Below are 19,537 nucleotides of genomic sequence, written 5' to 3'. Positions count from 1 at the left end.
GCTTAACGCGACGGGGCAGCAGCTTATTTTCCGTTGGCCAATTCGCCGTACACCACCTGGCCGCGGAAACCGCGCCGCACCTGCTGGAACAGCTCGCGGAACGCCGGGTAATCCTGCGCCTGGCACAGCGCTTCCTTGCCGCGAATGGCGTTCACCTGCAGCTGATGATTGACGATCACCTGTTGCCCGTCGCGTCGCCACGCTACGCGATAGTCGCCCGCCGCATTGCGGAACTGTCTGTCTTGCGGAATGGCGATGATCGGCACGTTAGCCGGCAGCTGCAGACGGTAGGTTTCGTCGTAGCGCTGTGCGCTGCAGTAGAACGGCGTTTCGTTGCTCGGCGCCGCCGTGGTGGTATACAGCGTGCGGAACGATTTGCCGCCGGGCGGATTCGGCAGCGTCATGCCGCCCACTACGCCGAAATCGACGTAGTCGTCCGCCTTGAAGCGGAAGCGGTAACCGAACTGTTTTTTGAGATCCAGCGGATCGCTGTTCATCGCCACCTCGCCGCTGCCGTCGATGCCGGAGGCGGACATGATCGACGCTTCGGCCTGCGCCCGGTTCTGCCGGTTGATCTGCGAGAAGTAGCCCCGCAGGTCAATCTCTTCCACTTCGCTCAGCCGACGCTCGGTTTGCCCGTGCAGATTGCCCGCTTTGTCGAACACGAAATCGACGCTCAGCGCGCTCTTGACCGGCTGCTCGTCACTGCCCGGCGTACGCGCCAGTTTGGCGTCGCGCGTCAGCAGCACCGGCGCCCCCAGGTCGCCTTCCGGCAGTTGCCCGAACCGCGCCCACGGATTGGTGGAATCCAGGTACAGTTTGAACTCCGGCACGTAGGTGATGGCGTGGTTAAAGCGGCTGAGCAGCGGCACCTTAGGCAGTATCGGGCCTTCGTCCATGCCGATCAGCACCGGCGAGCTTGCAATGCCTTTGGCAGCGAGCAGCGCCTCCAGGATCACCACGTGGTCCTTACAGTCGCCGTAGTGGTTGTCGAGAATGCTCTGCGCCGAATTCGGCTCCAGCCCACCGTTGCCAAGATACACCGCCACGTAGCGAATGTTTTGCGCCACCCAGCGATAGAGGGCCTCCGCCTGCTCGCGCCGATCGCTGATGCCGGCGGTGATGTTGTCCGCCAGCGCCTGGATGCCCGGCGTCACCTGCGCCGCCGCGCCGGCCTTCAGCTGGTAGGCCTTGGCCAACTGCGGCCACTCGCGGTAGGTGCTGGCCATGATGGTCGGGCTGAAGGTCCAGCTGTCCGCCGCCCAGTTTTGTGATTTCATCGGCGCGCTGCGCGAATAATGCCAGCGCCAGTGCGCCTGCCCGTCGCGGATCTGCGGCTGGTCCCCGCCTTCCACGCCGCGCGTGAAGATATGCATCGGCAGCTTGGCCGGTGCCTGCAGCGTCACTTCGGCGTCGTCGAACTGATCGAAAACGCTGAACGTCTCCCACAGGCCGAAATAGTCGGGGAAATACGGGGTGTTTTGCGTGCGGCGCAGCTCATACACCACGCGCGATCCCGGCGCCAGGTTGGAGAACACGATGACGCGCACTTTGCGGTCTGCATACAGCGGCGCCGTGGCGCTGGAGTAGCTTTCCTGGGTATAGATGCGATCGGGCGCCACGTCGTGGCGCTGGCCGTCGGCGGTCAGCGTGTAGGCGGCGACCACCTCCAGCGTTTCCATTTTTTCGCTGTAGCTCAGGCGGATCTGGCTGAATTTCTCGACCGCCGCCTTGGTCTTCAGCAACACTTCGTAGCTTTCCGTCTTCACGTTGGTGGCGTTGGCGTTGACGCGGTAATCCGCGCGATAGCGTACGAAGCTGAAATCATTGTTGGCCGTGTCGTTCTGGCCCTGATCCGCCGCGGCGGGCGGTGCAACGGCCAACACGGTGGCCGGGTGCGTTGCCGTCAAACCGGCGAATAACAGCAGTGAAGGAATAGCGATTTTCATCTTCGGTCCTTGAAGGGCAATAAACGGCGATGCCGGGCTACGCGCCCGTCCCGGCGTCAAAACAGGCGGGCACACTAATATAATTGAGAATCATTTTCAATAAACGGACCTTCAACGCCGGGGCTAGCCCTGTTCGATCAGCATTACGGCGGTGGTCTCCGGTTCCAGCGCCTCGAAAACGTGCTCGCGATCGGCGGAGTAGCTGATGTAATCGCCGGCGCTCAGCTCCAGCGGCTGGTCCGCCGGCCCGAGGCGTGCTCGCCCGCTGCTGATAATCACATGCTCGACGGTGCCGGGGGGATGCGGCCGGGAAAGTTTAGCTTCGCCGGGCTGCACCCGCAGCCGGTAAATGTCGCGCTGCGCCCCCGGTGGGCAGGTGGCCAGCAGCGTGGCGGCGTAGTTGCCCTGCTCCGACAGCGCCGGCGTGCCTTCATGGGCGCGGATCACTTGCACCTGCCTGCTCGGCTGTGAAATCAGCCGGCTGACCGGCACGTCCAGCGCCATCGCCAGCGCCCACAGCGTTTCCAGGCTGGGATTGCCGCTGCCGGCTTCCAGCTGCGACAGCGTGGATTTGGCGATGCCCGCACGCTTCGCCAGTTCGGTCACCGACAGGTTCAACCGCTCCCGCTCGCGGCGGATTGCCGCCGACAGCAGGCCGATAGGCGTGATGTTCTGCATCCGATCGTCACTCATTGTTCGCTATACCATCCATTTGTTCGACTTGACGAACGCTCGTGTTCATGTTCATCATAATGTTCGATTGTTCATTTTAATGATTAAGCCGCTTCACCACAAGTACGGCCAGGCAACGAAGGAAACAACATGAAAACGAAAACGCGCGGTGCAGTGCAAATGATCCTCGCCATGACCATCTCCGGCACCGTGGGGTGGCCGGTGCTCGTTTTGGGGCAGCCGCCTGCGACGGTGGTGTTTTGGCGCTGCGCGTTCGGCGCGCTGGCCATGCTGGCGACCTGCACCGCACTCGGTCAGTTGAAACAGGGCGCGATCAACCGCCGCCAGCTGGCCTTCGCCATTCTGGGAGGGATCGCCCTGGTGCTCAATTGGACGCTGCTGTTTGCCGCCTATAAGCATGCTTCGATCGCTGTCGCTACCGTCACCTACCACGTTCAGCCGTTCATGTTGGTGGCGCTGGGGGCGCTGCTGTTCGGCGAAAAACTGACGGCTGATCGGCTGGGCTGGCTTCTACTGGCGTTCGCGGGGATGGTGTTGATCGTCGCCGGCCGGCAAAACGGCGGCAGCGGCGATGGCTACCTGCTTGGCGTGGCGCTGGCGCTGGGCGCAGCCCTGATGTACGCCATTGCGGCGGCGATCGTCAAACAACTGGCCGCGCTGCCGCCGCAGCTGATCGTGTTGATTCAGCTGACCGTCGGCACGTTGGCGCTGGCGCCGTTCGCCGGCCTGGCTACGCCGCCTGCGGCCCCCATAGACTGGCTGCTGCTGGCAACCCTCGGCCTGGTGCATACCGGTTTGATGTCCACGCTGCTGTATGGCGCCATTCAGAAGATCCCCACTGCCCTGGTCGGCGCCCTGTCGTTCATCTACCCGGCGGTGGCGATCGTGGTGGACTGGGCGGTGTTCGGCCACCGCCTCAGCCTGCTGCAGCTGCTGGGCTCGCTGGCGATCCTGGGCGCCGCGGCGGGCATGATGTTTTACAAACGCCATTCAATCTCAGCAGCAGCCGAGCCTGCCGTCGTGAGACAGAAAAATAAGTGAGCATAAACGAATGCCAAAGTCTTTTTTGTCTAACCTTATTATCGATGCCGCCACTCAGCCTATTTAATCCATTCTAATTATTAAGCATGAAAATAATTAGAATATTTACCTTGCGTGTGGAGAAAATATCAATATGAGCAATACCGGTGAGACATTAATCAATGCCATCGTCAGCAATAATTATCTGATGGCAATAAATAATTGCCCTGGCGTCCCCGCCCAAATGAGCCGGGCCGTTTATGGCAAAACGCAGGACGATAGCGGGGCCGGAACCGCGATCGAAAATAACCGTGACATGCAAAAGAATATCAATATCGCGCTGGGGTTCTCTGGGGCGAACTCGGAAACCGCCGTTTGGCATTTCATGATTGGCCCGCCCGTCCACCATTTTGTGGTGATCCCCTGGTACCAGCATACGGCGCCGCACGGACGGGTCTACACCGTATTTATGGCCTACGAGAACCGGTATTCGGTTGGTGGCTATGTTCAGCATACGCCGCCGGCGCCTTCTGCGGTGAAAGGCTATCGTACCGTCTGGAGCGTGACCGACCTGGCGCAGATGTTTAGCGATTTGTTGACCAGCGCCACGGCGTGGCAAACCTATTTCGGTGCGGTGGGCGCAGCGCAGGCCAATAAAATAACCTATTGGAAATATAAGGTAACGTCTTTAGATTCCGCCGTGGCCAACGTCAATAAATACCGCTAATCCCATCCGGCGGGCAAGCTATGCACAATAAGGCATTCGTCTTGCGCCCGGCGCGGTGCTATTTATTTAAACCGTGTAGGGTAGAAGGAGTGTTCTATGTGGCATCACCGCCTGCAACGGCGCATCCGTTTCAGCTACTGGAACGAACTGTGCGTCGCAGAAAAATAAGGGAAGGCGCAAGCCTTCCCTTTTGTCATTCACCGTTCAGATCAGAAACGGTCGGTTTTTACCACGTCGTCGAACGGCAGTTTGCCGATGCGCGGATAAGGTTGCCCCGCCGCCTTACCGATGGCGACCATCAGCGCGATCTGATAGTGCGCCGGTTTGTTGATGATTTCGCCCACGGCGTCGAAATCAAACCCGTCCATCGGGCAAGAGTCGTAGCCCTGCGCCTTGGCCGCCAGCATCAGCGTCTGGGCGAAGATGCCGCTGCTGCGCATCACTTCGTCGCGCTGCACCTGCGGCTTACCGCGATAATACTGATCGACGGCCGGGATCATGAACTGCTGTACCGGCTCTGCCGCCTCGGCCCAAACGTTTTTTACCTGTGACTCCCAGCTCGACAGATCGCCGCACAGCACGACCAGCATCGATGCGTCGGTCACCTGCGCCTGCCCCCACGCCGCCTCGCGAATTTTCTCGCGCTGGGCGCGATCTTCGATCAGCAGCGGGCGCCAGTGCTGCAGGTTAAAAGCGCTGGGTGCGCCCTGCAGCGCGATAGTCAGCAACGCTTTTTTCTCTTCGAGCGTCATCACGTGCTGCGTATCGAACTGCTTGGTGGCGCGGCGCTGGCGGATTGCATCTAACGTATTCATTTTACTGCCTCTGTCCATGTGAAAGGTCCTATTGTCGCCAACGCGGCGTGCCTGTCCAGTCCCTGCGGCTATTTCTGCGCGGTTTCGGCGCGCAGGCGGCCGACCTGCGCCGCCAGATCGGGCCACGGCGCCTGACCGGCGTAGTGCTGCCGCAGGTAGTTGAGCAGGATGGCGATCTGCGCGTCATCCAGGTTATGGCGGAAGCCCGGCATATAGCCCAGCTCGGCGTTCGCCGGCCGCTGTATGCCATCCAGCACCACGCGAATGGCGTTGTCCGGCGCCTCGGCAAACAGGTTGGTGTTCAGCGCCAGAGACGGCCGCACTCCTGCCATCTGCGCGCCTTTTTCCTGCGCGTGGCAAGCCATGCAGGCGCCGGAAAACAGCCGCTCGCCTTGCGAGCTCAGGGGCTCCACCTGCCGTTCCGCCTGAGCGTTCAACGCGGCCGCCGTCGCGCCCGCCGCCGTTTCAGGATGATAGCTGCGCAGATAGACGGCGATTGCCTGCAGATCGGCCTGCGGCAAGCGGAACAACCCTTCTTCGATCACCGGCGCCATCGGGCTGGCGGCCACGCCGTGGTTGGCTGAGTAGCCGGTACGCATGAAATCGACCAGATCCTGCTGCGTCCAATCGAGTGGCGCAGGCGAGCGGCCGGTCAACGCCGGCGCCGTCCAGCCTTCCGCCACGCCGCCGGCCAGGTGGTCGCTACCGGTTTTCTCGCCGAACAGCGCGTTGCGCGGCGAGTGGCAGGCGCTGCAGTGCCCCAGCCCTTCGGCCAGATAAGCGCCGCGGTTCCAGGCGGCGCTTTGGGCCGGGTCTTCCTGCATCGCGCCCGGCGTCAGGAACAGCAGGTTCCAGGCGAAGATGCCCTGGCGGATATTGAACGGAAAGTGCAGATCGGTGGCCGGCGGCCGGGAGTTGACCGGCGGCTGCGACATCAGGTAGGCGTACAGCGCCTGCAGATCGTCGTCGCGGGTGCGGGTAAAGGCGGTATAGGGAAACGCCGGGTAAAGGTAGCGGCCCTGGCGATCGACGCCGGGCCGTCTTGCCAGTTCGCCTGCCGTTTCAGGGCTTCAATCAAGGCCACCGCACGCGGATCGTTCAGATAGCGCAAACGAAACGCGATCGGATCCTCACCGGCGCGCCAGGCCAGCTCGTCGATCCAGGACTCATGGGCGAACACGTTGGGCAGCGCCGAAACGCCGCGCATCCACGAAGCCCGCACGATCGGCGCGGCGTCCTGGCAGATCACCCGCATGTGCGGATACTCGTATTGCGGTATAGATAAGCCCGGTTTTATGATTGCTAACCGTGATTATTGGCGTTCGCCAACGCGGCCTCGGCGCCGTCGACCAACAGCCGGAGGCCGGCTTCGAACAGCGCGTCTGCCCCCTTGTCCTGCAGCTTTTCCCAGCCTCCACACAGCAGCGGGTAGCGCCGGCGATCGGCTTCGTTCAGCGCATCGTCGGGCTGCATTTGCTGCTCTTCCAGCACCCAACCCACCACGAAACGCCCGACGGCGAACAGTAGATTAACGGCGTGTTCCGGCGTAAAGCCCGCCCGGCACAGCAGCGCCACCTTGGCCTCGATAATGGCGAATTGCGGTTCCTGCGGCCGGGTGCCGGCGTGCAGGCGCGCCCCGTCGCGGTAAGCCAGCAACGCGCGGCGGAAATTGATCGCATTGGCGGTCACCCAGGCCTGCCAGGGGATGTCGGCGGGCACCTCTTCGCGGTGGTCCAACATGATGGTTTCCGCCATCGCCTTCAGCAGCTCGGCCTTGTTTTTGAAGTGCCAATAGAGCGTGGGGATTGCACGCCCAGATGCTGCGCCAGGCGACGGGTGCTCAGGGCGTCGATGCCGATGTCATCCAGTAACGCCAGCGCCCCGCGCAGGACGGTTTCACGCGTTAAACGCGCCGTAGTATTTTTTTCGCTCATCTCTCTATCACTGATAGGGTAACTGTGGAATACTCCATACTCTATCACTGTTAGAGTCACAATTTTGAAAAAACCCATGCTGGTTATTTTGTTGACGGTGTTGCTGGATGCGGTGGGCATCGGTCTGATCATGCCTATTCTGCCGGCGCTGTTGCGCTCGCTGGGCGGTCTCGATGCCGGCAGCGTGCATTACGGCGCCCTGCTGGCGGCCTATGCGTTGATGCAATTTCTGTTTTCGCCGATCCTCGGCGCGCTGAGCGATCGTTTCGGGCGGCGGCCGGTGCTGTTGATTTCGCTCGCCGGCGCGGCGGCCGACTACCTGCTGATGGCGTTCGCGCCGACGCTGGCCTGGCTCTATCTGGGGCGGTTGCTGGCGGGCATCACCGGCGCCAACATGGCGGTCGCCACCGCTTACGTCACCGATATTACCCCCGCCGGCCAGCGCGCGCGGCGTTTCGGCCTGGTGGGCGCGGTGTTCGGCGTCGGCTTTATCGTCGGGCCGCGGATCGCTGGGCGAATGGCATCTGCATGCGCCCTTCCTGGCGGCGGCGATGATGAATACCCTCAACCTGGTGATGGCGTTTTTCCTGCTGCCCGAATCGCGTAAATCCCGCCCCCGCGCCGCCGAGAAAATTCGCCTTAATCCCTTCTCGTCATTGCGCCGGCTGCACGGCAAGCCTGGCCTGCTACCGCTGGCCGGCATTTATCTGGTTATGGCGCTGGTTTCGCAGGCGCCGGCCACGCTGTGGATTTTATACGGTCAGGATCGTTTCGGCTGGAGCATGATGGTGGCGGGCCTGTCGCTGGCCGGCTACGGCACCTGCCACGCGCTGTCGCAGGCCTTTGCCATCGGCCCGCTGGTCGCGCGGCTTGGCGAGCGCAAGGCGCTGCTGATCGGCCTGGCCGCCGACGCCGTGGGCCTGGCGCTGTTGTCTGTCGCCACGCGCGGCTGGGTGCCGTTCGCCCTGCTGCCGTTTTTCGCTGCGGGCGGCATGGCGTTGCCCGCGCTGCAGGCGCTGATGGCGCACAAGGTGGACGACGATCATCAGGGCGAGCTGCAAGGGACGCTCGCCAGCATGGGCAGCCTGATCGGCGTCGCGGGGCCGCTGGTGGCGACAGCGCTGTATGCCGCCACGCGCGATGTCTGGCCCGGCCTGGTGTGGGCGTTGGCCGCCGCCCTGTACCTGGTGGTGCCGCCGCTGCTGGCACGCTCACGCGCCAGGGATGCGGCGCCATAACTTTGCCGTTCTTTCACTTTAGAAAGCAGAAACCGGCATTTTGCCGCCGGAGTAAGCTGACCTATGCTAACCCGGTGTGATGAAACGCGTTTTCATGGCATGTCTTCCGGAACGTTTTGCTTTATTTGTTCGTCGTGAACCCTGGGCCGCGCCTGACTGGTGCGGCTTTTCTTTTTGCCCGGCAGTGCCAGCGGCGGTGAATTTTGCTATGTTAACCCGCAGATAAGCTTCCCGTTTTCAGCCGCCGGACCGACTCATGTTTACCCATAAAGCAATCGCCGAGCTCAACGCCCTGGAGCTGATGGTTTATACCTACGTCAGCAAACACAAGAATCAAGTGATGTACATGACCATCCGCGAGCTGGCCGAGGCCGCCGGCGTGTCCACCACCACCGTGCTGCGGTTTTGCAAGAAAATGGGCTGTGACGGCTATTCGGAATTTCGCATCCGTTTCAAGCTGTACCTGGAACAAACCGATGCGCCGCCGGCCGATTCCGGCATCGGCGAAATCCTCAGTTTTTTTAAAAGCGTCAGCAACGAAGAGTTTAATCAGCTGATCGATCAGGCGGTGCACCATATCGCCGCCGCCGAGCGGATTATTTTCGTCGGTATCAGCACCTCAGGCGCGTTGGGGAAATATGGCGCGCGTTTCTTTTCCAACGTCGGGAAATTCAGCACCCACATCGACGATCCTTATTATCCCGTCAACAGCAACATGTATAAAAACGCGGTGGCGATCATACTGTCGGTCACCGGCGAAACCGAAGAGATCCTGCGGCTGGCCAGCCAGTTCAGCCTGCACCACTGCAAGATCATCAGCATCACCAACAACGAAACCTCTTCGCTGGCGCGGCTGGCGGACTTCAACCTCTCCTACCACGTTCCGCAGCATTTGATCGGCGGGCATCACAATATCACCACGCAGATCCCCGTACTTTACATTATTGAAACCATCGGTAAACGGCTCGGGCATATTAATTCGGCAAAATAAAACAGGCTGTTTTTTTATTGTGACAAATCACTTTCCACGGTGATTTGTTATATCGTGACATTTCTTTCGGTCTTGCTACTCTATTCCCAATGCAGCGTTATTACCCTTCATTAAATAAACCGATGAGACATTGACGATGAAACAGTTGCCGAAGGATTTTCTGTGGGGGGGCGCGGTCGCCGCGCACCAGGTTGAAGGCGGTTGGGATCGGGGCGGCAAAGGGCCCAGCATCGCCGACGTGCTGTCCGGCGGCTCGCACGGCGTGGATCGCGTGATGACCGACGGCGTGCTCGACGGCTATCGCTACCCTAACCACGAAGCGGTGGATTTCTACGGCCGCTATAAGCAGGACGTGGCGCTGTTCGCCGAGATGGGCTTCAAATGCTTCCGCACCTCGATCGCCTGGACGCGCATCTTCCCGAACGGCGACGAAGCGACGCCGAACGAGGCCGGCCTGCAGTTTTACGACGATCTGTTCGACGAACTGCTGAAATACGGCATCCAGCCGGTGATCACCCTGTCCCACTTCGAAATGCCTTACCATCTGGTGAAGGCCTACGGCGGCTGGAAAAATCGCCGGGTGGTGGAGTTCTTCGTGCGTTTCAGCGAGGTGGTGATGCGCCGCTACCGCGAAAAAGTGAAGTACTGGATGACCTTCAACGAGATCAATAACCAGAGCAACTACCGCTATCCGCTGTTCGGCTACTGCTGCTCCGGCGTGGACTACACCCAGGAAGACAATCCGGAACAGGCGCTGTACCAGGTGCTGCACCACCAGTTCGTCGCCAGCGCGCAGGTGGTCAAACTCGGCCATCAGATCAACCCGGAATTCAAGATCGGCTGCATGCTGGCCTGCGTGCCGTTCTACCCGTATTCCTGCAAGCCGGACGACGTGATGTACGCCGTCGAGGCGATGCACCAACGCTATCTGTATACCGACGTGCAGATGCGCGGCTACTACCCAAGCTACCTGCTGCGCGATTGGGAACGCAGAGGGCTGAAGATCGAGATGCAGCCGCAGGACGCGCAGATCCTGCGCGAGGGCTGCACCGACTACATCGGCTTCAGCTATTACATGAGCAACACCCTGCAGGCTAACGCGGTGGACGGCAGTGACGGCATGTTCGGCTTCCCGGGCAACGTGCCTAACCCGCACGTCAAAGCCTCCGACTGGGGCTGGCAGATCGATCCGGTCGGGCTGCGCTATTCGCTGAACGTGCTGTATGAACGCTACCAGAAGCCGCTGTTTATCGTGGAGAACGGCTTCGGTGCCTTCGACAAGGTGGAAGCGGACGGCCGGATCAACGATGACTATCGCATCGACTATCTGCGCGCCCATATCGAAGAGATGAAGAAAGCGGTGATTGAAGACGGCGTAGACCTGATCGGCTATACGCCGTGGGGCTGCATCGACTGCGTATCGTTCACCACCGGCGAGTACAGCAAACGCTACGGCTTCATCTACGTCGACAAGCATGACGACGGCACCGGCACGCTCGAGCGTTCACGCAAGAAGAGCTTCGACTGGTACCGCCGGGTGATCGCCAGCAACGGCGAACAGCTGTAACCGCACGGCAGGCAATCAGGGGCGATTTTCGCCCCTTTTTACTGCGCCTTATTCCGCCGCCTGCCCGGCGGCGAGATACTTCGCCATTTCCGCCGGCGGCACCATGCCGCCACCGGTCGCCCATACCAGGTGCGTCGCCTGCGCCAGACTCTCGGCGCTGATGCCTTGCTCGCTGAGCGCCTTCGCATGGGCTGCAACGCGCCACGGCCCGGCCATGCCGGCCAGCGCGGACGGCTCCAGCTGAAGATGCTCGTGCTTGTCCAACAGCCCGAGCAGCGCAAACATCTCTTCATCGCTCAGGGTGTAAAACGCGCTCAGCAGGCGCTCCATCGCCCGGCCGACAAAGCCGGAGGCGCGCCCCACCGCCAGCCCGTCCGCCGCGGTGCGGTTGTCGATGCCGAGATCTTGCACCGCAATGCCGTCATGCAGCCCGCTGTAGACGCCGAGCAGCATGCAGGGCGAATGGGTCGGTTCGGCGAAAATACAGTGAACGTGATCGCCGAACGCCAGCTTGAGGCCAAACGCCACGCCGCCCGGCCCGCCGCCGACGCCGCACGGCAGATACACGAACAGCGGGTGCTGCGCGTCCACCACGATGCCCTGCTCGGCGAACTGCCGCTTCAGGCGGCCGCCGGCCACCGCGTAGCCGAGGAACAGAGTTTGCGAGTTTTCATCGTCGATAAAGAAACAACGCGGATCGTTCGCCGCCTGCTTGCGCCCCTGCTCGACCGCCACGCCGTAATCTTCGGCGTACTCCACCACCGTGACGCCGTTTTCGCGCAGCTTTTGCTTCTTCCACGCCCGCGCATCCGCCGACATGTGCACGCTGACGTCAAACCCCAGCCGGGCGCTGATGATGCCGATGGATAATCCCAGATTGCCGGTCGATCCGACGGCGATGCGGTACTGGCTGAAGAACTGACGAAACTCGTCGGAAAACAGCCGGGTATAGTCGTCGCCGGTCTGCAGCAGCCCCGCCTCCAGCGCCAGCGTTTCCGCGTGCGTCAGCACCTCGTAGATGCCGCCGCGCGCCTTGATTGAGCCGGAGATCGGCAGATGGCTGTCCTTTTTCAGCAGCAGCTTCCCGCCAAGTTGCAGCCCATAGCGCCGATCCAACGCCTGCTGCATGGCGGGGATCGCCACCAGCTCGGATTCGATGATCCCCCCAGTGGGCTGGGTTTCGGGAAAGGCCGCGGCGAGATAAGGCGCGAAGCGCGCCAGGCGCTGCTCCGCTGCGGCGACGTCGGCGGCGGTCAGGCCGACATGGGGCAAGCCTGCGGCCAGCGTTGTCGCACGCGGATTGAACCAGGTGATAGGCTCGAGGGCGACCATTCGTTGCAACAGCGGATGCTGCGCAACCCACGGTTGAATCTGTGATTTTTGCATAAATGTCCCTGACTGATTTGGCGTTGCCGTCACCATGCCGTGAACGCCGGCGGCTGACAAATGATAAATACTGAACTTGAGGTGCAGCAGATTGATGCAAGCGCGGCGCTAGCCGGCCGCGACGCCAAACAGCATGCCGACGCCGGAGGAAACCGCCATCGCCAGGGCGCTCCAGATCAGGATACGCGCCACGCCCGGCAAGATCGGCGCACCGCCGGTTTTCGCAGCGATGCCGCCGAGAATGCCGAGGGAAATCAGCGCCGATGCCACCAGCGCCGGCCGTGTCCAGGCAACCGGCAGCCACAGCGCCACCAGCAGCGGCAACAGCGCGCCGAGAGAGAAACTGAGGGCCGATGCCAACGCGGCTTGCAGCGGCCGGGCGCGCGTGGCGGCGGAAATGCCCAGTTCGTCGCGCGCGTGGGCCTCCAGCGCATCATGCGCCATCAGCTTTTCCGCTACCTGCCGGGCCAGCGCCGGATCCAGCCCGCGATGCACGTAGATAGACGTCAGTTCGCGGAACTCCCCCGGATAGTCTTCGAGCAGCTCCGCCTGTTCCTCGGCCAGCGCGGCCTTTTCGGTGTCCGCCTGCGACGACACCGACACGTACTCGCCGGTGGCCATCGACATCGCGCCCGCCACCCACCCGGCGACGCCGGCGATCATCAGCGCGGAATGCGAGGCGCTGGCCGCCGCCACGCCCAGCAGCAGGCTGGCCGTTGAGACGATGCCGTCGTTGGCGCCGAGCACCGCCGCCCGCAGCCAGCCGATGCGTTCAATACTGTGCCGCTCTCGATGCATTCTTTCTCTCCCTCGTTCTCTTTCCGCTAGCCCCGCGCCGCCGCTTCCAGGCCGGCGATGTCGATTCTGCCCATCAGCAGCATCGCTTCCGTGACCCGTCGCACTCGCGCGGCGTCGGGGTCGTTCATCAACTCGGTCAGGCGCCGCGGCACGATCTGCCAGCACAACCCCCAGCGATCGCGCAGCCAGCCGCACTGTTCCGCTTCGCCGCCCTCGCTCAACGCATCCCACAGCCGGTCAACCTCCGCCTGATCGTCGCATTCCACCATCACGGAAAAGCTGTGATTGAACGGATCCAACGGCCCGGCCTCGATCGCCGCATAGCGCTGGTCGCCCAAGGTGAAGGAGGCCAGCTTCACGCTGCCGGCCGGGCCGCTCGGCGTATCCGCCGGCAGAACGGAAAACCAGTTCACGGACGAACCGGGGATCAGCGCGACGTAGCAATTCAGCGCCGCCTCCATGTCTTTTTCAAACCACAGATGTTGCGTAATTCTGGCCATCGGCGCCTCCTTCAGGCATCGAGGATCGGCGCGAACCCGCCAAAGATCATGCGTTTGCCGTCAAACGGCATTTCACCCAGCGCCTTCATGCGCGGATCGTTCATCATTTTCTGGTTGGCGGCATCGCGCACCGCCTTGGAGGGGTACTCTATCCAGCTGAACACCACCACTTCGCCCTCCTGCGCCTTCACCGCGCCGCGAAAGTCGGTGAGTTTGCCGTCGGGCACGTCATCGCCCCAACACTCCACGATGCGCGTGGCGCCAAACTCTTTGAACAACGGCGCTGCAGCGGCCGCCAGCCGGTGATAAGCCTCCTTGTTGGCGGCCGGCACCGCCACCACAAACCCGTCTACGTATTTCATCCTGGTATCCTCTTGTCTGATTAAGGACAGTCGGTTCAGCACGGGCGGACGTTGCCCGTGCCCCCTACCAGTTTAGACGGCGGGCGCGCGGCCCGGATCGGAAGTTCAGCGGTCCGGATCGTTCGGCGGGTAAGATTCCGGCGTGGCGACCCGGTTACGGCCGGCATTTTTCGCTTTGTATACCGCCAGATCCGCCAGTTTGAGCAGGTCGGCCAGGCTATGGCCGGAACCGCCCGGGCAGGTCACCATGCCGATGCTGACGGTGATCTGCAGCGGATGGCCGGCCGGCATGGTGATCGATTCCGCCTCAATGCGTTGCCGCAGCCGTTCGGCCAGCTGCAACCCCTGCTGCGGCTGGCCGAGCGTCGAGACGATGGCAAACTCTTCGCCGCCCATGCGGCCGAACAGATCGTTGACGTTCAGATCGGCGGCGATCGCACGGGTAAACGCCATCAGTGCCTGATCGCCACCGGCGTGGCCGAAACGGTCATTGATCGATTTGAAATAGTCGATGTCGAGCATCATGACGCACACCAGCTCGCCTTTCTGATCGATCACCCGCTCGCCGCGCTGCATAAACGCATTGCGCGTCAGCACGTGGGTCAACGCATCGTGATTCGCCACGTGCTCCAGCGTGCGCAACAACGCGTTGCGCGCATAGTTCATGCTGGCGACGGCGATCGGCCCCAGCGCCAGCAGCGCGATGCCCAGGCGCATGGATACCGCGTTCTGCAGCACCTTCATGTCGAGCGTGGTGCTAAGCAACCCGAAATCGATCGCCAGATGGCACCACAGCACGTAAACCAGCACCGCGATCATGGTGCTGAACAGCGAAAAGGACATCGCCAGCCACAGCAGCACCGGCATCGGGAAGATCACCGCGCCGGGGCCGCCGATCAGCACGCTGCAGACCGCCGCCAGCGCCAGCAGCGCCAACACCGCCAGTTTCCCCCCCGCCTGCGGCCATTGGCTGCGCTGTATCAACATGGCGCAGGCCGCGCGCAGGCGATGTCGCCAATCGGCGGGAAACACCAGAATGAACGGCATCAGCGTGACGTAGTTGGTGAATTCAGATGAGAACCACAGCGCCAGCGAGGTCAAATAGGGCCTGCCGAACAGCCACTGCGAGGCAGCGGCCCCCACCAAGCCGGTAGCGGCGGCGGCGGCCAGGCAGATACCGAACAGATACATGCTGGACGCACCGCGTTGCAACATGCGCGCCGGCGGCGACAGCCGCATGAACAGCAGATAGCCCACCACCACGCCGGCCAGATTGGCGGCGTTCAGCAGCAGCGCTTTCTCCAACGCGCTGCCGGTCAACAGATCCGCCGCCAGGTAGCCCAGCACCGCCATTCCCCAGCCGGCGCGCGTCGCCCACTGCGGGCGGCGCACCAAAACGGCCAGCAGCACGGCGTTAGCCGGCCAGAATAGCGCCAGAAAGCTGCCGGGACGGCTCACGATGCCCAGCAGACACAGAGTGAACACCAGTAAAAAAATAATGAGCGCGGGCCAGATTTTCCGGGTATCGGACAACGAGGTGGTTTGCATCTTGGATCCAGAGACTTCCGCTAGCGTAAGGTGACAGTCTTTGCGTGTCACAACCGTCGGCGATGAGGAGAAGATAAACGGCCGACCCGCCTATTATTGCCAGTTTTGCCGGCCTGGACACCTGTTTATTCATCAAGGAAAAATATATTTGTGTATCAATATATTGACGATACTCACCCATCTGGCGCAGAAACTGCCAAGGCATCCCGACCGTCTTGATCATTATGGTCAACTCGTCGGATTTTTACCGCTAAAACCACCGTCTTTTTCTTTGATGACAAAATAAAATCGGGCAATGCGCGGATCTCTCCTTTGCCCTCTATCCAAGCCAGGTAAATAATAATTATAATGATAATCGTTATTATTTATAATTCACCATGGAATGATATGCACCAGTTAGTTCTTCGCCACCCCAATAAAAGAAATAAAAATCACGTTCTGCGTACGCTGCCCCTGCTTGCCGGCCTGTTCCCCGCTCTGGCGATCGCCGCCGCGCCCGACGCAAAAAAGGAAGACGCCATCACGGTGACCGCCACCGCCCTGCCTGCCGGCAGCTATAGCGCCGATACCGCCTCAACCGGCAGCAAAACCGCCGCGCCAATCGGTGAACTGCCGCAATCGGTCAGCGTCGTTACCTCGCAGGTGATTGACGACTTCCAGGTCAAAAGCGTCAATGACGCGATGAAATTCGTCAGCGGCGTCACCCAGGGCAACACGCTCGGCGGCACCGAGGATGGCTTCGTCAAACGCGGCTTTGGGGTTAACTCCGACGGTTCGGTGTTCATCGACGGCGTGCGCAGCAACCAGGGGCTGAGCATGGACGCCACCACCGATCGCGTCGAGGTCCTGAAAGGTTCCGCTTCGCTGCTGTATGGCATCCTCAGCCCCGGCGGCGTCATCAACCTGATCAGCAAAAAACCGCAGTATGACTGGAACACCCGCATTAGCGGCGCCACCAACAGCTTCGGCGGCGGCAGCGGCAGCGTCGATGTGACCGGCCCGCTGGGCGGCGGCTTCGCCTTTCGCCTGATCGCCGAGCGCCAGCACGAGGATTACTGGCGCAACTTCGGCAGCGACGAACACACGCTGATCGCGCCTTCACTCAGCTGGTTCGGCGACCAGGCTTCCTTTAACATCGCCTACAGCGAATACAAGTACGACATTCCTTACGATCGCGGCACCGCGTTTATCGACGGCAAACCGGTCGACGTGCCCTATAACCGCCGGCTGGATGACTACGCCAACCGCGCCTGGGGCAAGAACAAACGCCTGAACGCCCATTATGAATATGCGCTGGATCCGATCTGGACCACCCGCCTCAACTACGCCTGGCTGCAGCGCCGTTACGACAGCAACGAAGTGCGCGCCACCGCGGTCGACACCACGACCGGCATCGTCTCGCGCCGCGCCGACGCCAACCGCGGCTTCAATCACCAGACCGATTATTATTCCTGGGATCTGACCGGTTCGCCGGAGGTGTTCGGCATGCAACACGATCTGCTGCTGGGCGTGGACTACGAGAAGAACCAGACTTACAAGGCCTATTCCTACCGCGGCAAGGTCTCGAAGACCTTCAACATGTACGATCCGGCGTATGGCGAAACGCCGGTCACCGACAGCACCACCTACAGCGACGCGTCAAGCAACCTGCGCGCCACGCTGTTCAGCCGTTCCCTGTACGCCAAGGACAGCATTCATCTCACCGATCAATGGATCGCGGTGCTGGGCGCGCGCTATCAGTCGTATTACCAGAACAACAGCAACGGTTTCCAGAAGCCGAAAAATGCGCTCAATGACAAAGACGATCAGTTTTTGCCGCAGGCGGGGCTGGTGTATAAGCTGACGCCGAACCTGTCTCTGTACGGTAACTACAGCCGTTCCTTCACGCCGTCCACCGCCATCGACGATAACGGCAACGTCGCCACGCCGGAAACCGGCACCACCTATGAGGTGGGCGGCAAATGGCAGATCGCCCCGGCGTTCGACGCCACGCTGGCGCTCTATCGTATCGATGAAAGCAATATGTCGATCTTTATCAACGGCGTGACCCGCAGCATTCCCAAAGCGCGTTCCACCGGCGTCGAACTGGAGTTGAACGGCGAAGTGGCGCGCAACTGGGATCTCACCGCCAACTACAGCTACGACAAAACCGAGATCGTCGAAGACAACCTCAACCCGACCAACGTCGGCAACCGGCTGGTCAACGCCCCGACCAACATGGGCGGCCTGTATCTCAGCCACCGCATGACGCTGCCGGTGGTGCCCGGCGAGGTGCGCGTCGGCGGCGGCGCACGCTATGTCGGCCGCCGCGCCGGCGATCCGGAGAACAGTTTCACCATGCCGGCCTATACCGTGGCGGATGCCTTTGTCGCCTGGGACAGCAAGCTGCTTGGCAAACATACCCAGCTGAAACTGAATGTGAAAAACCTGTTTAACCGCGAATACTATGCCTCCAGCGCCGGTAACCTGCGCGTGATTGAAGGCGAACCGCGCAGCCTCAGCCTCCAGGCGACGGTCGATTTTTAAGCCGCTCTCTCCGGGCGCCGTTTGGCGCCCGTTTTCTTTTCGCCAGGCGTCAAAGCACCTTGCGGTACATCACAAAACCGGGGCGTTCCGCCACTTTGTCATACAGCCGCATGGCGGTCTGGTTGGTTTCGTGGGTATTCCAGTAAACGCGCGGCAACCCCAGCTCCCGCGCACGCTCATAAACCGCCGCGATCAGCGCCCTCGCCACGCCTTTGCCGCGCACCGTCTCCGCAGTGAACAAATCCTGCAGATAACAGTTAGGTTGCAGCTGGATGGTGCTGCGGTGCAGGAGATAGTGCGTCAACCCGACCACCTGCCCCTGATGCTCCGCGATCAGCGCAAACATCGGTTCGTAGGCGTCGAAAAAGCGCCGCCAGGTGGTCTGCGTCACCTCATCCGGCAGCGCCGTTGCCCCCTCACGGCCGTAAAATGCGTTATACCCTTGCCACAGCGCCAGCCAGGCGGCGTAGTCCCGCGCTTCCAGCGGCCTGACCACAATGCTTTCGCTCATGTTGTCCTCTTCGATGATGTAAAAATGCCCCGTCTCCAGCATAGAACAGCGCACGTCAGCGCGCAGGCGGCGGCATCACATCGACGAGAAAATCCAACAGCGCGCGGTTGAACAATGCCGGCCGCTGCAGCGGCGCGAAGTGGCTGACGCCCGGCAGCGTCACCAGACGGGCGCCGGGGATGCTGCCGCTCAGGTAGGCAGCATGTTCGGCGCGGATAAACTCATCGTGTTCGCTGTGAACGACCGTCACCGGCACACGAATGGCCGCCAATTCCTGCGCGGTGTAGTTCGGCTGGCTGCTCATCATCAGGCTCACGGCGGCGACAAATTCATCGAACTCCTGCGGCGTCGGCGACAGCGCGGCATAGTCCTGCACGTGGCGCGCGAAGCAGCGCTCGACGATCGGATTGGCGGCCGGCGGTTTAACGCCGCTGGGATCCATATTGCAGCCGAAGAAAAAGACGCCGTCCACCCGCTGCGGCGCCCGATGGGCGGCGATAAGCGCGACACAGGCGCCGTCGCTCCAGCCCGCCAGCGCGGCGTGCGGGATTCGCAACGCGTCCATCACCGCCAACAGATCATCGGCCATGCGATCGTAACGGTAAGGCCGGGCGTCGCGCGTGCTGCGCCCGTGCCCACGGCTGTCGATGACCAGCACGCCATACCCGGCGGCCAGCAGCGCCGGCAGCTGATACCCCCAGTTGCCGCTGTGGCCCAGGCCGCCATGCAGCAGGATCACCGTCGGCGCCGCGCCATAGGCGGCATACCAGATGCGCGCCCCGTCATGTTCGACAAACCCCTGCCTGGACGTGGGCGGCAACGGCGGCGCGCCCTGCGCGGCAAAGCGGGTCAACTCGTCGTCGGTTTGCATCTTTTCCTCCTCATTCGCCGACGTTGTGCGCCAACAAGGCATCAAAGGAGTATATATCGCCCCGGCGAGCGGTGCCGTTCGCTTTCCCGACATATACTTAA

The 19,537-nt window shown here is 61.8% G+C and carries 17 protein-coding genes and 3 pseudogenes; 6 read left to right on the top strand and 14 right to left on the bottom strand.

Annotation, left to right across the window (positions count from 1 at the left end; translation table 11 throughout):
* Nucleotides 1-23 precede the first annotated feature (23 nt).
* Entirely contained in the window at nucleotides 24-1,949 is a 1,926-nt protein-coding gene (locus GF111_RS26150; protein WP_147191233.1) for a DUF3857 domain-containing protein, read from the bottom strand.
* Nucleotides 1,950-2,072: 123 nt separating this feature from the next.
* Nucleotides 2,073-2,642, bottom strand: a complete 570-nt coding sequence (locus tag GF111_RS26145) for a helix-turn-helix domain-containing protein (RefSeq protein WP_047730677.1) — start codon at nucleotides 2,640-2,642, stop codon at nucleotides 2,073-2,075.
* A 129-nt stretch (nucleotides 2,643-2,771) separates the two neighbouring features.
* Here GF111_RS26145 and GF111_RS26140 point away from each other — a divergent pair, with 129 nt between their 5' ends.
* Nucleotides 2,772-3,683 (top strand): DMT family transporter, encoded by a 912-nt coding sequence (locus GF111_RS26140; RefSeq protein ID WP_055317252.1) that lies wholly within the window; start codon nucleotides 2,772-2,774, stop codon nucleotides 3,681-3,683.
* 133 nt (nucleotides 3,684-3,816) lie between these two features.
* Nucleotides 3,817-4,389, top strand: a complete 573-nt coding sequence (locus GF111_RS26135) for a hypothetical protein (protein WP_055317251.1) — start codon at nucleotides 3,817-3,819, stop codon at nucleotides 4,387-4,389.
* A 209-nt stretch (nucleotides 4,390-4,598) separates the two neighbouring features.
* On the opposite strand, the gene GF111_RS26130 is transcribed toward GF111_RS26135, so the two are convergent.
* The 5 genes and pseudogenes from GF111_RS26130 to GF111_RS26110 form a co-directional block, all read right to left on the bottom strand.
* Nucleotides 4,599-5,204, bottom strand: a complete 606-nt coding sequence (locus GF111_RS26130) for a nitroreductase family protein (RefSeq protein ID WP_038871554.1) — start codon at nucleotides 5,202-5,204, stop codon at nucleotides 4,599-4,601.
* A gap of 68 nt (nucleotides 5,205-5,272) precedes the next feature.
* Nucleotides 5,273-6,262 (bottom strand): annotated as a pseudogene (locus tag GF111_RS26125) (cytochrome c); the annotation flags it as partial.
* Nucleotides 6,217-6,486 (bottom strand): annotated as a pseudogene (locus GF111_RS26120) (xanthine dehydrogenase family protein molybdopterin-binding subunit); the annotation flags it as partial. The pseudogenes GF111_RS26125 and GF111_RS26120, both read right to left, overlap by 46 nt.
* 20 nt (nucleotides 6,487-6,506) lie before the next feature.
* A complete protein-coding gene (locus GF111_RS26115; protein ID WP_229704747.1) occupies nucleotides 6,507-6,944 on the bottom strand; it encodes a TetR/AcrR family transcriptional regulator C-terminal domain-containing protein in 438 nt (145 codons plus the stop codon).
* A gap of 20 nt (nucleotides 6,945-6,964) precedes the next feature.
* Nucleotides 6,965-7,138, bottom strand: coding sequence for a hypothetical protein (locus GF111_RS26110; RefSeq protein WP_224217785.1), 174 nt, complete (start codon nucleotides 7,136-7,138; stop codon nucleotides 6,965-6,967).
* 64 nt (nucleotides 7,139-7,202) lie between these two features.
* Between GF111_RS26110 and tet(41) the strand changes: the two are divergent.
* The 3 genes and pseudogenes from tet(41) (at nucleotide 7,203) to GF111_RS26095 (ending at nucleotide 10,934) form a co-directional block, all read left to right on the top strand.
* A pseudogene (gene tet(41) / locus GF111_RS26105) lies at nucleotides 7,203-8,376 on the top strand (tetracycline efflux MFS transporter Tet(41)).
* 256 nt (nucleotides 8,377-8,632) lie between these two features.
* Nucleotides 8,633-9,367 carry a MurR/RpiR family transcriptional regulator gene (locus GF111_RS26100; protein WP_102779977.1) on the top strand — a complete coding sequence of 245 codons (735 nt, stop codon included), beginning with the start codon at nucleotides 8,633-8,635 and terminating at the stop codon, nucleotides 9,365-9,367.
* A gap of 130 nt (nucleotides 9,368-9,497) precedes the next feature.
* The gene (locus tag GF111_RS26095; protein ID WP_102779976.1) at nucleotides 9,498-10,934 is read left to right on the top strand and encodes a 6-phospho-beta-glucosidase; all 1,437 of its coding nucleotides are present in this window, start codon (nucleotides 9,498-9,500) and stop codon (nucleotides 10,932-10,934) included.
* Between the two features lie 48 nt (nucleotides 10,935-10,982).
* Here GF111_RS26095 and GF111_RS26090 read toward each other — a convergent pair whose 3' ends face one another.
* The 5 genes from GF111_RS26090 to GF111_RS26070 form a co-directional block, all read right to left on the bottom strand.
* The gene (locus tag GF111_RS26090) at nucleotides 10,983-12,320 is read right to left on the bottom strand and encodes a D-serine ammonia-lyase (protein ID WP_102779975.1); all 1,338 of its coding nucleotides are present in this window, start codon (nucleotides 12,318-12,320) and stop codon (nucleotides 10,983-10,985) included.
* A gap of 108 nt (nucleotides 12,321-12,428) precedes the next feature.
* Nucleotides 12,429-13,118 carry a VIT family protein gene (locus GF111_RS26085; RefSeq protein ID WP_147191418.1) on the bottom strand — a complete coding sequence of 230 codons (690 nt, stop codon included), beginning with the start codon at nucleotides 13,116-13,118 and terminating at the stop codon, nucleotides 12,429-12,431.
* Between the two features lie 26 nt (nucleotides 13,119-13,144).
* Nucleotides 13,145-13,618: a VOC family protein gene (locus GF111_RS26080; RefSeq protein WP_038871542.1), complete on the bottom strand. Its 474-nt coding sequence runs from the start codon at nucleotides 13,616-13,618 to the stop codon at nucleotides 13,145-13,147.
* Between the two features lie 11 nt (nucleotides 13,619-13,629).
* Nucleotides 13,630-13,980, bottom strand: coding sequence for a DUF1428 domain-containing protein (locus GF111_RS26075; RefSeq protein WP_038871540.1), 351 nt, complete (start codon nucleotides 13,978-13,980; stop codon nucleotides 13,630-13,632).
* A 105-nt stretch (nucleotides 13,981-14,085) separates the two neighbouring features.
* Nucleotides 14,086-15,528 (bottom strand): diguanylate cyclase, encoded by a 1,443-nt coding sequence (locus GF111_RS26070; RefSeq protein WP_038871539.1) that lies wholly within the window; start codon nucleotides 15,526-15,528, stop codon nucleotides 14,086-14,088.
* Nucleotides 15,529-15,915: 387 nt separating this feature from the next.
* Here GF111_RS26070 and GF111_RS26065 point away from each other — a divergent pair, with 387 nt between their 5' ends.
* A complete protein-coding gene (locus tag GF111_RS26065) occupies nucleotides 15,916-18,054 on the top strand; it encodes a TonB-dependent siderophore receptor (protein WP_370633536.1) in 2,139 nt (712 codons plus the stop codon).
* A 49-nt stretch (nucleotides 18,055-18,103) separates the two neighbouring features.
* Here GF111_RS26065 and GF111_RS26060 read toward each other — a convergent pair whose 3' ends face one another.
* Together GF111_RS26060 and GF111_RS26055 are read right to left on the bottom strand one after the other, a co-directional pair.
* On the bottom strand, nucleotides 18,104-18,565 hold the full coding sequence (locus tag GF111_RS26060; RefSeq protein WP_038871698.1) for a GNAT family N-acetyltransferase: 462 nt from the start codon (nucleotides 18,563-18,565) through the stop codon (nucleotides 18,104-18,106).
* Nucleotides 18,566-18,620: 55 nt separating this feature from the next.
* A complete protein-coding gene (locus tag GF111_RS26055) occupies nucleotides 18,621-19,436 on the bottom strand; it encodes an alpha/beta fold hydrolase (protein WP_060442753.1) in 816 nt (271 codons plus the stop codon).
* Nucleotides 19,437-19,537: the final 101 nt, after the last annotated feature.

This window comes from Serratia sp. HRI (assembly GCF_010119335.3).
In the GTDB taxonomy this organism is placed as follows: domain Bacteria; phylum Pseudomonadota; class Gammaproteobacteria; order Enterobacterales; family Enterobacteriaceae; genus Serratia; species Serratia nevei.
The sequence above is the reverse complement of the archived record's forward strand: the minus strand, read 5'-3'. Positions and strand labels throughout refer to the sequence as shown.